The following is a 15,881-nucleotide window of genomic DNA, read 5'->3' as shown; positions in this document are numbered from 1 at the left end:
CCACCGCGCCAGGCCATTGGCGCTGTGTCGTATTTTCCCAACCCTTCGGTTGTGGCAGGGCGAGGGCCGTCAAGCCCTGAGGGGTTGCCAACAAGGAGGACGGATGTCCGCGCTGCTTGCTGCACAAGCGGTGGATCTTTCGTCGAGCAACACCACGCTGGTTGTCGTCGTCGGGGTGATCGCGGTTCTCGCGGTCCTCATCGCGATGGTCTTCCGCGGTCAGGTGCTTGCCGCGAACGATGGCACCGAGAACATGAAGACGATCGCCGCGGCGGTCCAGGAAGGCGCATCCGCCTATCTGAGCCGCCAGTTCCGGACGTTGTCGATCTTCGCTGTGGTCGCATTCCTGTTGCTGTTCCTGCTGCCCGCGCACAGTGACGGCGACAACGAGACCGTGCTGAAGATCTTCCGGTCGGTCTTCTTCCTGGTCGGCGCGGGCTTCTCCGCGGCGATCGGTTACCTGGGCATGTGGCTCGCGACGCGGGCGAACGTCCGGGTCGCCGCCGCGGCACGGGACGAGGGCCGCGAGCCCGCCATGCGGGTCGCGTTCCGGACCGGTGGGACCGTCGGGATGGCGACCGTGGGTCTCGGCCTGCTCGGCGCCGCCGTGGTCGTGCTGCTGTTCAAGGGTGACGCTCCGACCGTGCTCGAGGGCTTCGGTTTCGGTGCCGCCATGCTGGCCATGTTCATGCGGGTCGGCGGCGGTATCTTCACCAAGGCCGCCGATGTCGGCGCCGACCTGGTCGGCAAGGTCGAGCAGAACATCCCCGAGGACGACCCGCGGAACGCGGCGACCATCGCCGACAACGTGGGCGACAACGTCGGTGACTGCGCCGGTATGGCGGCCGACCTGTTCGAGTCGTACGCCGTCATGCTGGTCGCCTCGCTGATCCTGGGCAAGGCCGCGTTCGGCGAGCAGGGCCTGATCTTCCCGCTGATCGTGCCGGCCATCGGCGCGCTCACCGCGGTCGTCGGCGTCTACCTGACCCGCCCGCGCACCGGCGAGAACGGTCTGCGCACGATCAACCGGGCCTTCTACATCTCCGCGGCGATCTCCGCGGTGCTCTGTACGGTCGCGGCGTTCGTCTATCTGCCGGGCACCTTCCGGGAGCTGACCGGCGCCACCGAGGCGATCGCCGCCAACGACGGCGACCCGCGGGTCATCGCCACCGTCTCGGTGATCATCGGCATCGTGCTGGCCGCGGTCATCCTGGCCCTGACCGGCTACTTCACCGGTACCGAGGACAAGCCGGTCAAGGACGTCGGCAAGACCTCGCTGACGGGTGCCGCTACGGTGATCCTGTCCGGCATCGCGGTCGGCTTCGAGTCGGCCGTCTACACCGCCCTGGTGATCGCGGCCGCCGTGTACGGCGCGTTCCTGGTCGGCGGGTCGGGTGTGGTCGCGCTGTTCGCGATCGCGCTGGCCGGTTGTGGTCTGCTGACCACCGTCGGCGTCATCGTCGCGATGGACACCTTCGGCCCGGTCTCCGACAACGCCCAGGGCATCGCCGAGATGTCCGGTGACGTGGACGGCGAGGCGGCCCAGATCCTGACCGAGCTGGACGCAGTCGGCAACACCACCAAGGCGATCACCAAGGGCATCGCGATCGCCACCGCGGTGCTCGCGGCGACCGCGCTGTTCGGTTCCTACACCGACTCGATCCGGTCCTCGCTGGCGGAGAACTACGCCAAGTTCGAGGCGGACGCATTGGTGTTCAACCCGAGCACCCTGGTCGGCATCATCATCGGTGCCGCTGTGGTGTTCATGTTCTCCGGCCTCGCGATCAACGCCGTCGGCCGCGCCGCCGGTGCGGTCGTGTACGAGGTTCGCCGCCAGTTCCGCGACATCCCGGGGATAATGGACGGCACCGGCAAGCCGGAGTACGGCAAGGTTGTCGACATCTGCACCAAGGACTCGCTGCGGGAGCTGGCCACTCCGGGTCTGCTCGCGCTCACTGCACCGATCGCCGTCGGCTTCGGCCTCGGTGCCCCGGCGCTGGCCGGCTACCTGGCCGGGGCGATCGCATCCGGCACCCTGATGGCCGTCTTCCTGGCCAACTCCGGTGGTGCCTGGGACAACGCGAAGAAGTTGGTCGAGGACGGCAACCACGGCGGCAAGGGTTCGCCGGCGCACGAGGCCACCGTCATCGGTGACACCGTCGGTGACCCGTTCAAGGACACCGCCGGCCCGGCGATCAACCCGCTGATCAAGGTGATGAACCTGGTCTCGGTGCTGATCGCGCCGGCCGTGGTCGGTATGTCGTCGATCGGTGACGACACCAACACCCCGCTGCGGATCATCATCGCCTTGGTGGCGGTGGCCATCCTCACGGGGGCCGTGGTCGTCTCCAAGCGCCGTGAGTCGGTCATCTCCGACACGCCGGCCGAGGTCAACGCCGCGGCCTGATCGATCAAACGCTCGGCCCACCGGGAGATCCCTCCCGGTGGGCCTTCCGTTTGCCCGCACCCTTTCCATCTGGATGCAAACCTTTTGCCCCTTTGGTCAGGGTGTCGTCGACTTTCGTCGGATGCGGGTGCACGCCCGAGTAGGGGATGCTCGGGGGCAGTGTCAGGGGGTTGCCTGATGGTGTCGGGCACCGGCCGGCCGGGAGACTCCATCGTGAGGTGGACACACCGGATCAGACCGGGGTCCGATGTGGTGACCCGGCTCGGCCTCGATACTGAGTTGACTGCCCGCCCTGACATCCGGCGCGCTACCGAACGAGGAGTACGGCGATGATCGAGGCAAAAGGCCTCACCAAGCGATACGGCGCAACCGTTGCCGTTGACAACCTGTCGTTCGAGGTGAAACCAGGCAAGGTGACCGGCTTCCTCGGCCCCAACGGGGCCGGCAAGTCGACCACCATGCGGATGATCCTCGGTCTCGACACCCCCACTTCCGGCGACGTCCGGATCGATGGACAGCACTACCGCGACCTGCACCAGCCGCTGACCAAGATCGGCGCCCTGCTGGACGCGAAGTGGGTGCACCCGAACCGATCGGCCCGCGCCCACCTGGCCTGGATGGCCGCGTCCAACAAGCTGCCCAAGGACCGGGTCGACACGGTGCTCGACATGGTCGGCCTGAGCTCGGTCGCGAACAAGCGGGCCGGCGCCTACTCGCTGGGTATGAGCCAGCGGCTCGGCATCGCCGGCGCGCTGCTCGGCGATCCGGAGATCCTGCTCTTCGACGAACCGGTGAACGGTCTCGACCCGGAGGGCATCGTCTGGATCCGGACCTTCATGCACCGGCTGGCCGACGAGGGCCGGACCGTGCTGGTCTCCAGCCACCTGCTGTCCGAGATGGCGCTGACCGCCGAGGAACTGATCGTGATCGGCCGCGGCAAGCTGATCGCGCAGAGCTCGACCACCGAGTTCGTCGACCGCGCCAGCGGCACGACGGTCAAGGTCCGCAGCCCGCAGCTCGACCAGTTCCAGGGCTTGCTGCAGCAGCACAACCTGGTCACCCGGGTCGAGGAGCCGGACGACCAGAGCAAGGCGCTGTTCGTCGAGGGCAACGTGACCACCGACCAGATCGGTGAGCTGGCCGCCGCCCAGGGCATCGTCCTGCACGAGCTGACGCTGCAGCGCGGTTCGCTGGAGGCGGCCTTCATGCAGATGACCGGCGACTCGGTCGAGTACCACGCGCACGAGATCGCCGAGGTCACGGACGTGAACGTACCGGCGCTGTCCGGCACCGAGGTGGCCGCGGGGCCGAAGGAGGACAACTGACATGTCGGTCATCGCAGTCGAGCGGATCAAGCTCTTCTCCACCCGCTCACCGTGGTGGTGCATGATCATCGCCGCCGTGCTGACGGTCGGTTTCGCCGCCCTGACGACGGGATTCCTCAACGCCGAGGAGGAGCAGCAGGCGACCATCTTCATCACCCAGCCGGGCGCCCAGCTCAGCCAGATGGTGATGATGGTGATGGCCGCGCTCGCCGTCACCACCGAGTACCGGTTCGGCACCATCCGGACCAGCTTCCAGGCGGTGCCGCAGCGTGCCTCGCTGCTGCTCGGTAAGACGGCCGTGGTCGCCTTCCTGGCCGCTGTGGTCGGCCTGATCGCGGCGTTCGGCGGCTGGGGTATCGGCAACCTGTTCGCGGCCAATGCCGACCTGGCGATCAACACCAGCGCGGAGTGGCGGCTGATCGCCGGTCAGGGCCTGATCTTCGCGCTGTCCGCGGTGATCGCGGTGGCGGTCGGCATCCTGATCCGGCAGAGCGCCGGGGCGATCGCGATCCTGATCCTGTGGCCGCTGCTGGTCGAGAACCTGTTCAACCTGATCCCGAAGGTCGGCGACGACCTGTCCAAGTGGTCGCCGTTCGCGAACGGCAGCTCGTTCCTCAACCAGGGTCAGGACTTCGGGCTCGCCGGTGGTGACGCGGCCGGCTCGAGCTTCGCCCTCGGTCCCTGGTGGGCGCTGCTCTACTTCGCGGGCTGGGCAGCCGCGCTGATGACGCTGGCCCTGTTCAGTGCCAGCAAGCGCGACGCCTAATAAGCAACCGCCGGATGGTGCAGCGATCCGGCGGTGAGGGCCCGGCCGGGCTGAGGGGTCCTGGCCGCTTCGGCCCGTGGCGCATCCATCGGATGCACCACGGGCCGTTTCCCATGTATCCGGTGGGCGTTTGCGGAACGGGGGTGGCGGGTTTGTTGATGAACCGGTTAGCGTGCGCGCATGACCGACTGGGCCCGGGTGCGCACCGACGGCTTCGCCGTTCCGACCGATCGTCCGCTCACCGATCTCGTCGCGGAGCTGTCCACGATGCTGCGGTCACCCGACCCGGTGGTCCGGGACGCGCAGGCGTACTCGACGCTGGCCACCTGGATCGGGAATGGCGTGCTCGGCAAGGACCAGTTGCGTGAGCTCGGCGACGAGATGGTCGCCAGGCTCGGTGATGCCGAGGTCCAGGCGCGCACGTTCGCCCCGCTGATCCTGGACTCGATCGTCACGGCCGGCGTGTTCGAGCCGAGCTGGGTGCCGCCGTTCGAACGCTGGTACGTCGCCGAGGAGGACCTGCGCGGCTTCGACCCGAAACTGGGCTGGCTGCACGCTGTCGCCCATGGCGGCGACCTGCTCGGCACGCTCGGCCTGATGCCGGCGGTCGAGCCGGTCGAGATGCTGCGGCTCGGGATCGGCCGGCTGCTGACCCCGACCTCGTTCGTGCTGCGCGATCTCGAGGACGACCGGCTGGGGTTCGCCCTGGCCGCGACGCTGACCCGCTCCGACCTGACCGAGGCGGACGCGACCGGCTGGCTCGACCCCGCGCTCTGGGCGGTCGGCAACCACCCGGCCGATGGGATCCGGCCCGAGGTGTCCAACACCCTGCGGACGCTCCGCGTGGTCTACCTGCTGCTCGATCATGGCGTCCGGATCGATCAGGTCAAGAAGAAGGTCCCGCACCGTACCGCCGTCAAGGCCAAACTCGCCGAGGTCTTCCGTACCGCGACGCCGTACTACTTCTGATAACGAAGGCGAAACACTGGGCCTGCGAGGATGGTCGGCATGGAAGAGCTGACGATCGCCTGCGGGGACCGGTTGCGTGCTGCGTTCGAGGCGGCGGGGTACACGGTCGAGGGTGTTGCCGAGCGCCTCGGACCCCAGGCCAACGCCGCACTGACGCGGAACGAGACCACGCTCGCCTACCGTCAGACGGCCGGTGGTGATGCCCTCGACACCTTGATCCGTCTCTTCCTGTTGCAGCGCCCGGTACCGGAAACCCTTGCGCGCAAGGCGATTCCACTCGACGAATTACTTGCCCTAGGCATCCTCGTGGCCGATGGTGGCGAGCTCAGGGCGGCGGTGGACATCCGGCCGTACGCGGAGGACGACCGGAGCTGGTGGGTGGTCGCCGATCTCACGCCGGGGCTGGACGGCCGCCGCGAACCGATGCGGCCCGACTACGTCCTCGGTATCGCGCCGGCGAGCCTCAGTCTGGTGAAGCTGACCGTCCCGCTGAAGGTGGAGAAGGCGCTCGATCTCGGCACCGGCTGCGGGATCCAGGCTCTGCATCTGGCCGACCGGGCGAACCACATCGTCGCCACGGACGTGAACGACCGTGCCCTGCGGCTGACCCGATGGACGGCCGCCCTGAACCGGGTCGAGCTCGACGTTCGTGGCGGAAGTCTTTACCAGCCGGTCGAATCGGAGAGGTTCGACCTAATAGTCAGCAACCCGCCGTACGTGATCGCGCCGCCGACGGACGGGAAGCTGACGTATCGGGAGACGGGGTTCGCGGGGGACTCCGTGGTCGAGCAGCTCGTGCGCCAGGCGCCGCAGTACCTGAGTGAGGGCGGGTGGTGTCAGCTGCTCGCGAACTGGACCTGCGTTCGCGGCCAGGACTGGCAGGAGCGGATCGCGGGCTGGACGGGGGATCGGTCCAGCTGGGCGGTGCAACGGGAGCAGCTCGACCCGGCCGAGTACGTCGAGCTGTGGTTGCGCGATGCGGGCCTGCACGGGCGGCCGGAGTACCCGAGTCGGTATGACGAATGGGTGCGCTGGCTTGACGAACAGCAGGTCGAGGCGATCGGCATGGGGTGGATCACCTTGCACAACGTCGCGGGGAGCACGGATGCGGAGGAGTGGCCGTACGAGATCGAGCAGCCGATCGGGCCGCATGTGCTGGAGCGGTTCCAGCGGATGGAAGGTGTTCCGGCGGAGCTGACCGAGTTGTTCCTCAAGGTGGCCGACGACGTGATCCAGGAGACGGCCGGCCCACCGGGAGCGGAGGATCCGGCGACGATCGTGCTCCGGCGCCAGCGGGGCATGCGCCGGGCCGAACAGGTGGACACCGTCCTGGCCGGCTTCGTCGGCGCCTGCGACGGCGACCTCACGGCCGGCCAGATCCTCGACGCCCTCGCCACACTCCTCGACCGCGACGATCTCCGAGCCGACTACCTGCCAGAGATCCGCCGGCTCGTCGTCGAAGGGTTCCTCGACTACTAAGGGTCAGGCGGTGGCTGGGGGAGTGCGGCGGCGGCGTTTGTCGGTGTACATGTGGATGTCGGCCTGGGTGAGCAGGTCGGTGATGGGGGTGCCGTCGGTGCTGGAGGCCTGGCCGATGCTGAGCCGGAGCATGGCGAACCACGGGTCGGTGGCCTCGGCCGCGATCCGGTCGGCGGCCTTGCGGATCCGGTCGACGAGTTCGCGGGCGCCGCGTTCGTCCGGGTTGTCCAGCACCACGACGAATTCGTCGCCGCCGGCTCGCGCCACGACGTCCTCGGCGCGGGACTGTTCGGTCAGGAGTTGCCCGACGAGGCGTAGTACGTCGTCGCCGCGAGCGTGGCCGTGGTTGTCGTTGACCACCTTGAGATCGTCGACGTCGATCGCGACCACCGCGATGGATCGGCCGGAGTCGAGGGCGGCGTTCATCCGTTCGTCCAGGGCACGCCGGTTGCCGACGCCGGTGAGCGGATCCTCGCGGGCGGCTCGCCATTCGGCGTCGTGGCGGATGGACAGTTCGTGGGTGGCGAGGGCGCTGCGGACGGCGTACAGGCCGCGCAGGCGTTCGGCCCACCAGCCGCGGGTGATCGCGCGCGCGTACTGGAGTCCGGCCGCGGCGCCGACATCACCCGCGTCGGCGGCGATCTGGACGGCGGTGTGCCGGACGAGTGCCTCGACGGGCGGATCTGAGGTCGGCGGCAGATCCGTGCCGGCTCGGTCGGCGGCCTCCATGGCGTCGTCGAGCCGGCCGAGCGCGGCGTACGCCTTGGCCAGGTAGGCGCCCGCGATCGCGGCCAGCTCATGGTCGCCGAGCTTGACCAGCTGGTCGCGGCAGTCCTTCAGGATCACCGTGGCCTGCACCGGATCCCGGTCGCCGTTGCTCGCGGCCAGCCACATCCGCCCGGCGATCGGCCAGTAGCCGAGCAGGTCGTCGCGGACGATCACCTCGATCGCCTCGGCCGCCCACCGCCGCGCCTCGTCCTTGCGGTGCCGGATCTGATCGTCGTACGACGGGTCGCCGAGGCGCTCCATCTCGTGCGCCCAGCGCAGGTTTGACTCGGCCAGGTTGAGCCGGTCGATCGCCGGCGCCTCGGCAAGGTCGAGCGGATCACCGTCGGTCGCGGCGGCGAGCTCGAAATGCGGGATGCACAGCTCGAACAAGCGGAGCAGGTCGTAGGCGTATCCCAGGCCGGTGTGGGCCCAGCTGGCCAGGGCGAGATCGTGCGTGCGGGACAACGCGTTCTCGGCCGCGACCAGGTCCGCCACGGAGTCGCCGCCCTCGCCGGTCCGGATCAGCGTGACGATCCGCAGCGCGATCGCGTTCGCCTCCCAGCCCGGTTCGTCGATCGCGCGAGCGACCCGGATGCACGCGTCGACCGCGTCGAGCGCCTCCTCCGCGTCGGTGCCGTGATGAGCCGCCACGGCGCGCACGTACTCCGCCGCCGCCCGCTCCGGCGTCGGGTCCGGACCCAGCTCGGTCAGCAGCCGGCGGATGTCCTGGGCCGCCTCGGCCGGACTGCCCGACTGGGCGCGCGTCATCGCCGCCGCGATCCGCGCTGTCACCCCCGAGGTCTGCCGCACCACATCTCCCCTGTCGCCGTTCCCTCAACGGGGACGGCGCTTGTCCTTGTACAACCGGCGGTCTGCCAACCCGATCAACTGGTCCACCGCGATCCCTTCCGCGGTCGCGGCGTACCCGATGCTCAGGCTCAACGCGGCCAGCCAGGGCTTGTCCGTCCCGGCCGCGATCCCGGCCACACCGGCCCGGATCCGCTGGGCCAGCGAATGACCGCCCTTGGCGTCCGGCTGGTCCAGCACGACGAAGAACTCGTCGCCGCCCGATCGAATCACGGCATCGGTGGCTCGCGCCTGTTCTATCAGGAGATTTGCCACAACCTGCAACAACTCGTCACCACAGGCGTGCCCGTAGGTGTCGTTGACGATCTTCAGGTCGTCTACGTCGATGGCCAGCAACGTCACCGCACGCTGGGAATCGCGGGCCGCCGTGAGCCGCTCGTCCATCGCCCGGCGGTTGCCGGTTCCGGTCAGCGGATCCTGCCGGGCCGCGTGCCACTCCGCATCGTGCCGGGCGGACAGATCGTGCACGGCAAGCGCATGCCGTACTGCGTTCAGCGCGCGCTGGCGTTCCCGCCACCAGCCGCGGGCAACAGATCGCGCATAAGCCAACCCGGTAAGGGCTCCCCGGCCGCCGGTGACCGCGGCGAGTTGCGATCTGGTGTGCAGGACGAGCAACTGGGTGGACGGATCGGCCAACGGGATCAGGTCATCCGTGGCTCGCTCGGCGGCTGCTTGGGCGGCCGGAATCTCGCCGGCCGCGGCGAGCGCCCTGGCCAGGTACGCACCGGCGATCGCGAGCCGTTCGGTCTCACCGAGTTTGCTGATCTGGTCGCGGCACTCCATCAGGTCGGTCACCGCGGCGGCCGGATCGTCGTTCGTGGCCGCGGCCGCGAGCCAGAGCCGGGCGCTGAGCCGCCAGTACTCCTGGCTCTCGTCGTCCACGATCACCTGCTCGGCCTGGGCCGCCCAGTACGCCGCGGAGGCGAGTCGTTCCTGGATCTCCCGCTCGTACGACGGGTCGCCGAGCCGCTCGAGTTCGTGGGCCCAGCGCAGATACGTCTCGGCCAGATTGAGCCGGTCGATCGCGGGCGACTCGGCGAGCTCGAACACGTCGACTTCGAGCTTGGTCGCGAGTTCGTAGTGCGGGATGCACAGTTCGAACAGCCGCAGTACGTCGTACGCGTACCCGAGACCCGTGTGCGCCCACGCGATCAGGCCGGGATCGGTGGTCCGGTTCAACGCGTGCTCGGCCGCGACCAGGTCGTTGACGGTGTCGCCGCCGCGGCCGCTGCGGGCCAGGTTGATGATCCGGATCGGCAGCGCGTTCGCCTCCCAGCCCGGCTCGCCGATCGCCCGGGCCACGTGCAGGCAGTCCTGTACCGCGGCCAGCGCCTCGTCGGCGTCGCTGGCGTGATGCGCGGTGACCCCACGGACGTACTCCGCCGCGGCCAGCTCGTACCTCGGTACCGGACCCAGCTCGGCGCGGATCGCGTCGATCTCGGCAGCCGCGACCGCATGCCCGCCCGACTGCGCGAGCGTCATCGCCGCGGCAATCCGCTGAGTCAGCGGACCGGAGTCCATCCCCATCGCTCGCCCCCGGCCTCCTGCTCGGTCAATCACCCGCCGCCCGGGTGGACCGCCCATTGTGGTCGCGCGAACCGCCCCTGTCACCAGCCAACCGCAATCCAGCCCTGACCATGTGAAACCACCCACACACACCCAGCAACCGAACCAGCCTCACGCGCGGATTGGTACGGCGCCCATCGCCAGCCCTTCGGCACGTGTTCCTGCGACGGGGTGTCACCAAGAACTGGGGAGGTGGGACACGAAACAGCCTGTCCGAGGTCCCGCGATGGTGTTCAAGCTGACAGCGAGGTGTCGACGGAGTGTCAGCCGACAGCGGCGTCCGGGGTTAGCCGGCGGCCTGTTGGGATTGGGCGGCGGGGTGGAGTTGGACGGGGAGGGATTCGACGCCGTAGACGATGGAGAAGTCGCGGAAGCGGAGGTGTTCTTCGGGGATGGCCAGGGAGAGGTTGGGGAAGCGGTGGGCCAGGGCGGTGAAGGCGGCACGGAGTTCCATCCGGGCCAGTTCGGCGCCTACGCAGCGGTGCATGCCGTGGCCGAAGGCCAGGTGAGCGGCGGGAGCGGCGCGGCGGGGCCAGAAGTCCTCGGCGTCGAGGCCGAAGACGGTTTTGTCGCGGTCGGCGCCGGACAGGGACACCGCGACCAGGTCTCCCTTCTTCACCTGGTGGCCGAACAGTTCCTGGTCGTGCCGGGCGAATCGCGGGAAGGCGACCTGGACGACGGTGAGGTAGCGGAGCAGTTCCTCGACGATGGAGTCGACGGCATCGGGCTCGGTGCGGATCCGCTCGAAGTTGTCCGGGTCGCGCATCAGTACCAGGGTGCCGAGCGCGAGCATGCTGGCCGAGGTCTCGTAGCCGCCGAGGAAGACGCCGTCGGCCAGGCCGCCGAGCTCGATGTCGTCGATGGTGTCGCCGTGTTCGCGGATGATCGAGCCGATCAGGCCGTCACCGGGTTCCTTGCGCTGTTTGCGGACGATCTCGAAGAGGAAGTCGCGGGACTCGCTGGCCGAGCCGAAGACGCCGATCCCGCCGCCGGACAGGTCGAACCGGGCCGGGCCGAGGGCGCGGAACCGGTCGCGGTCGGACTCCTCGACGCCGAGCAGGTCGGCGATCAGCAGGAACGGCACGTTGAAGGCGAAGTCGGCGACCACGTCGACGACCGGGCCCTTGGCCTCCATCAGGTCGAGCTGGTCGTTGACGATCTTCTCGATCGCCGGTTCGAGCCGGGCCAGCCGGCGCTTGGTGAACTCGGGCGTGAGCAGCTTGCGCAGCCGGGTGTGGTCCGGCGGGTCGGTGAAGCCCAGGCCGCCGATCCCTTCGGACGGCTTGTTCGGGTCGGAGCCGACCAGCGGGCGGATGTCGTTGGAGAAGTTCGCGGTGTCGGCCAGCACCGCCTTGGCCTCGGCGTGACCGCTGACCACAAAGACGTTCAGCCCGAACAGGTGGGCCAGTTTGTGCACCGGCTCGGCCTCGCGGATCCGGCCCAGCTCCGGCACCGGGTCGACCCCGGTCCGGCGCAGCGGCATCGAGACCTGCCGCGGGAACATCCGCATCTTCGACAGATCAAGACCACCCTTTCGAGTGGTCCTGTTCAACAGCCGGCCGCCGACCCACTTCTTCAGGTATGTCGCAACCATTGGCTCCCACGCGCCCTCTCTGAAACAGCTGCCCCCGACGGCTTTCGTCTGTCACGAAACTAGCCGGAGCGATGACCGGATCTGATGGTGTTGGCACCACTTTGATGGTGGCGTTGGCACCACCATGGGAGGGGGCCATGGCTGTACCGAGTCAGAGAGTGTCACGGCGAAGGGGCCCGATGCCACCGGAACCCACCTGTTCCCGCCCCTGGTAGGGCGGTAGGTGGGTTCCGGGGATCGATCAGGGTCAGACAAGCCGAAAGTCGGATGCGCTCCGGGCTTTCGACCGTTACGTCAGGGGTTTGCGCAGGTCAGGCGTGCCTCCGCCCAGTCTGCATGATCGCTGGTGATCCCGTCACCGGCGTCCGTGACCTGCAGGGTCAAGGTCTGGCCGCCGCTCACATCGACCGAAACGGGCGCCGTCGGGGAGGTTCCGGTGAGAAGCTCCGATGTGTACTTCGTCACGCTGTCCACCAGCACCTTGAAGCTCACCTTGCCACGGTCCTCCATCTCGTCGTCCACCCCGACCTTGGCGGTGAACAGTGAACAGTTGCCGGCCAGCCGGACGCTCACCGTCGACGGCGCGTGCGTCCCCAGGCCCTTGGCGTACTGCGTGCCGTCGAGCGTCAGTGGTCCGCCGTCAGCGGCCCCGTCCTCGCCGTTGCTGCGGTCCCGTTCCACCGGACCCCAGCCGTTCGTCGAGTCGATCCACTCGAGGTCGCTGACCCATGGCTGACCGGTCGGTGCCGGGGGCAACGGCTTGTCGGCGAGCGTTGCCGCGAAGAAGCCGAGTCCGCCGCCGGGCAACTTGATCGCCTTCGCCGTCTTGCCCGGCGTCAGCGGGACCGCGGTGTAGAAGACCCGGTAGTCCGTGGTGGTGTTGGCCAACCCGGCCTGCGTGTAACGGCCCTTCACCCCGACGGCCAGTTTGGCTCCACCGGTGGTCGGATCCTGGCAGCACCAGTTCGGGAGTTGCAGTGGTGCTTGGGATTGCGTGCCGTCGGTGTAGAGGATCGTGACGCTGCCCTTGGCGTTGAGGCTGGCGCCGGCGCCGAGCAAGGCCAGGTGGGAGCCGGTCCCGGTGACGAGGATCGGGGCCGACTGGTTCTTCACGAGGTTCGGCGTACCGGGTGCTCCGGTCGGCCAGGTGAACTCCGCTCCCTGCACGGTGAGGGTGGCGCCCGGGGTGTAGCCGGCTGCGGCCAGAGCCTCGCCGTAGAAGCTGTTGCCGGAGCCGTCGAAGTTGCCTTGGGCGTAGGTCGACGCGTTGCTGATGCCGACCACGTTGGCCGCCTGCGACAACGATGCGTAGGGCAACTGTGCCGTTGCGACCGCGCTGTTGACGTAGGAGTTGTCATGCACCCGGTACGACGCGTCCAGGCGCAAGGTGAAGCTGGCCGGCTTCACGTCGGCGCCGGGAATCACCTGCAACTTGGTCGTCACCGACTTGCCCGGCTCTACCGCGGCGAACGTGCTCGTGCCGGTCGATGTCCACCCGGCCGGCAGGTTCGGAACCAGTCGTACGTCGCGCATCGTCGTCGTACCGGCGTTCTTGAAGGACGCGGTGACCTCGGTGGCTTGGCCGGGCGCGTTCCACAGGGACGGTGTGACGAGCTCGGGGATGCCGAAGGTGTCCGTCACCGTTTTGCCGCCGCCGACCGACGTGGTGTCGGACAGGCGGACCGTGGCGTCGCCCGACGTGGAGATCGACGGGGTCTTCACCAGCACCACGCCGTTCTCGTAGTACCAGCCGGTGGATGCAGCGAGGTACGCGTCCTTGCTGGCCAGCTTGGTGAGCTTGCCATCCCCGATCGACACGTTGCTCGGGGCGGTGCCGGTGTGGACGGTCAGCTCGTACGGACGGGTGGCCGGCTTGCTCGTGTACAAACCGCGGCTGGCTCCGATCTTGACGGTGATGTCGCCGCGGCTTGCGATCGGGGCGTCGACCTCCAGCCGTTGCGTGGCCGACTTCGCTTCCTTGTAATCACGCGTGACGCGGTCGTCCTCGTACAGGCTGAACGACGACTTGCCCTCGGGATAGATGTCAACGGTCACCCGATCCCCGAAAGCCTGCTCGGCGGCTGCGTTGATGCCGCTCTTCCACATCGGGACCACCGCGCCCGCCTTGACGAACAATGGCAGAGTGTCGAGCGGCGCGTGGTACCCGTTGACCGTGGTCGGGCCCTGGTAGACCTTGCCGGACCAGTAGTCGATCCAGCGGCCCTTCGGCAGGTAGATCCCGCTCTTCACCTCGTCGGCGCCCCACATCGGCGCGACCAGGAACTCCTTGCCCGCAAGGAACTCGTACTTCGCCGCGTCACCCCAGGTGTTCGGGTCGTTCGGGTACTCGAGCACCAGGGATCGGTTCAGCGGAGCACCGGTCCGATGCGCCTCGGCGGCGTACGAGTAGAAGTACGGGAGCAACCGCTCGCGCAGCTTGAGGTACTTGCGGTTGATCGAGGTGTACGGCTCGCCGTACGTCCACGGGTGCTTGTACGCCGGGGTCGCCCAACCGGACATCGTCATGAACGCCGGGTTGAACACCTTCCACTGCAGGTCCCGCGTGTAGCTCGTCCCGGAGCCGCCGAAGATGCCGTCGACGTCACCGGCGCTGTACGCGATCCCGGAGTTGCCGGAGCCGGTGATGGCCGGGATCTGCCACCTGATCGCGTCCAGCGAACCGCTGTGGTCACCGGTCCACTGCACGGCACACCGTTGGGCGCCGGCCCAGCCCTCGACCATCCACGCGAAGCCACGTGCGTTGCTGTACTGCTCGATGCCACCGTGCGCGGTGTCGCAGGCGCTCAACGCGTGCCGATACCCCGGGCCGACCCAGGCGACGTCCAGCTTGCGCACACGGACCCCGGCCTCGCCGACCTCGGCCGGCTGACGGTCGAGTGACGACTGGGTCCACAGGCCCATCTCGATGTTCCGCGAGCGCAGTTCGTCACCGGTCTGCTTGAGCGGCGGGATCTCCCGCTTGCCCCACCACGTACCGCCGACTTGTTCGGACTCGGTGTCGTCGGAGTAGCCGCAGCCGTAGTCGTCGTTGACCAGCATCCAGCCGCCGGGCATGTCCTCGTCGCGGAACCGCTGGGCCACCTTCACCGCGTCCAGCGTGGTCACCTTGTCCGGGTGGACCTTCCAGTCGTTGGAGGGATCCGGATCGGTCGCGTAGTGGCCGCGGTTGTAGCAGTCGGAGTCGCCGTACTCGAGCCCGTAGATCGGCGGCATGAACGGCCGGCCGGTGAGCTCGGTGTACCGGTCGAGCGAGGTCTTCAGGTCGCCGACGAAGTAGTACGCGTCGAACCGCTTCCCGTCGTGCGTGGTGACGACCGGATCGGTGAAGTTGTAGCTCCCCGGGCTGAACGTGTTCCGGAGTACGCCGTACCCGGCGGTGCTCATGTAGTACGGCGAGGCGTTCGGGTTTCCGCCGTCCTCCCAGTTGAAGTCGCGGGAGATCCGGATGGTCTGGTCGCGATGGGAGAAGCGGCCGTTCTGCATGCCGCCGCCGAAGAACTGCTCATTCGCGCCGCGGCCGAGGGACTGGTTCGCCGAAGTGTCGTTCCAGGACAGCGGCGCGGTCTCCGACCAGACCAGTTGGCCGTTCGAGCGGTAGAGGGAGAAGCGCAGCGGCGACTTGTTCGCGCGGACCTCGATCTTGTCCGTCTTGAGGGAGTAGTAGCCGCCGTGGTCTCGCCAGGACGTGCGCGGCGCGCCGTAGTCGGTCTTGGCGACGATGTTCGAGGCCGGCGCGTTCGGGTCGGTCGGCGGCGTGTTGGCGGGATCGGTGAACGTCCCGTCCGGGGCCAGCCAGAGCCGGAACACGTCGTCCTTGAGGAACGCCACCCGGACCTTCGCGGAGCCGGCGGTGAGCGTGTACGTCGAGGAGTCCGCTTCGAAGGCCGTGACGGCGCCGAGCGAAGTGTCTCCGGGGAGAGCCGCGGCGGTACCGGCGGCGGTGGTGGTCAGGGCGCCCGCGATCAGGGCGAGGGCTGACCCGGTGACAAGGGCTGAACGTTTAACGCGGACACTAATGCTCACGACTGCCTCACTTCACGCATCAATGAACAAGATTGGCTCATTGATAGCCCACCTGCTCAGCTGTTGTCACTAGCTCGGCTGTCATGAAGTTGAGAC

General features: G+C 68.4%; 9 protein-coding genes. 5 read left to right on the top strand and 4 right to left on the bottom strand.

What is annotated here, in order from left to right:
- Positions 1-103: 103 nt before the first annotated feature.
- The 5 genes from EV643_RS11560 to EV643_RS11540 all read left to right on the top strand — a co-directional run bounded on the left by EV643_RS11560 (position 104) and on the right by EV643_RS11540 (position 6,946).
- A complete protein-coding gene (locus EV643_RS11560; RefSeq protein ID WP_133800000.1) occupies positions 104-2,407 on the top strand; it encodes a sodium-translocating pyrophosphatase in 2,304 nt (767 codons plus the stop codon).
- Between the two features lie 329 nt (positions 2,408-2,736).
- Positions 2,737-3,732: an ABC transporter ATP-binding protein gene (locus tag EV643_RS11555; RefSeq protein WP_133799999.1), complete on the top strand. Its 996-nt coding sequence runs from the start codon at positions 2,737-2,739 to the stop codon at positions 3,730-3,732.
- Between the two features lies 1 nt (position 3,733).
- The gene (locus EV643_RS11550) at positions 3,734-4,498 is read left to right on the top strand and encodes an ABC transporter permease (protein ID WP_133799998.1); all 765 of its coding nucleotides are present in this window, start codon (positions 3,734-3,736) and stop codon (positions 4,496-4,498) included.
- 180 nt (positions 4,499-4,678) lie between these two features.
- The gene (locus EV643_RS11545; protein WP_133799997.1) at positions 4,679-5,467 is read left to right on the top strand and encodes a DUF2785 domain-containing protein; all 789 of its coding nucleotides are present in this window, start codon (positions 4,679-4,681) and stop codon (positions 5,465-5,467) included.
- Positions 5,468-5,506: 39 nt separating this feature from the next.
- Positions 5,507-6,946, top strand: coding sequence for a DUF7059 domain-containing protein (locus tag EV643_RS11540; RefSeq protein ID WP_133799996.1), 1,440 nt, complete (start codon positions 5,507-5,509; stop codon positions 6,944-6,946).
- Positions 6,947-6,949: 3 nt separating this feature from the next.
- Here EV643_RS11540 and EV643_RS11535 read toward each other — a convergent pair whose 3' ends face one another.
- The 4 genes from EV643_RS11535 to EV643_RS11520 all read right to left on the bottom strand — a co-directional run bounded on the left by EV643_RS11535 (position 6,950) and on the right by EV643_RS11520 (position 15,785).
- Positions 6,950-8,524 (bottom strand): GGDEF domain-containing protein, encoded by a 1,575-nt coding sequence (locus EV643_RS11535; RefSeq protein WP_133799995.1) that lies wholly within the window; start codon positions 8,522-8,524, stop codon positions 6,950-6,952.
- Between the two features lie 24 nt (positions 8,525-8,548).
- Positions 8,549-10,108 (bottom strand): GGDEF domain-containing protein, encoded by a 1,560-nt coding sequence (locus tag EV643_RS11530; RefSeq protein ID WP_133799994.1) that lies wholly within the window; start codon positions 10,106-10,108, stop codon positions 8,549-8,551.
- 325 nt (positions 10,109-10,433) lie between these two features.
- Positions 10,434-11,741: a cytochrome P450 gene (locus EV643_RS11525; protein ID WP_133799993.1), complete on the bottom strand. Its 1,308-nt coding sequence runs from the start codon at positions 11,739-11,741 to the stop codon at positions 10,434-10,436.
- A gap of 294 nt (positions 11,742-12,035) precedes the next feature.
- Positions 12,036-15,785, bottom strand: coding sequence for an NPCBM/NEW2 domain-containing protein (locus tag EV643_RS11520; protein WP_133799992.1), 3,750 nt, complete (start codon positions 15,783-15,785; stop codon positions 12,036-12,038).
- Positions 15,786-15,881: the final 96 nt, after the last annotated feature.

The sequence above is a fragment of the Kribbella caucasensis genome (genome assembly GCF_004361855.1).
GTDB lineage: Bacteria > Actinomycetota > Actinomycetes > Propionibacteriales > Kribbellaceae > Kribbella > Kribbella caucasensis.
Note: the sequence above shows the minus strand (reverse complement) of the source record. Positions and strands in the feature narration are given on the sequence as shown.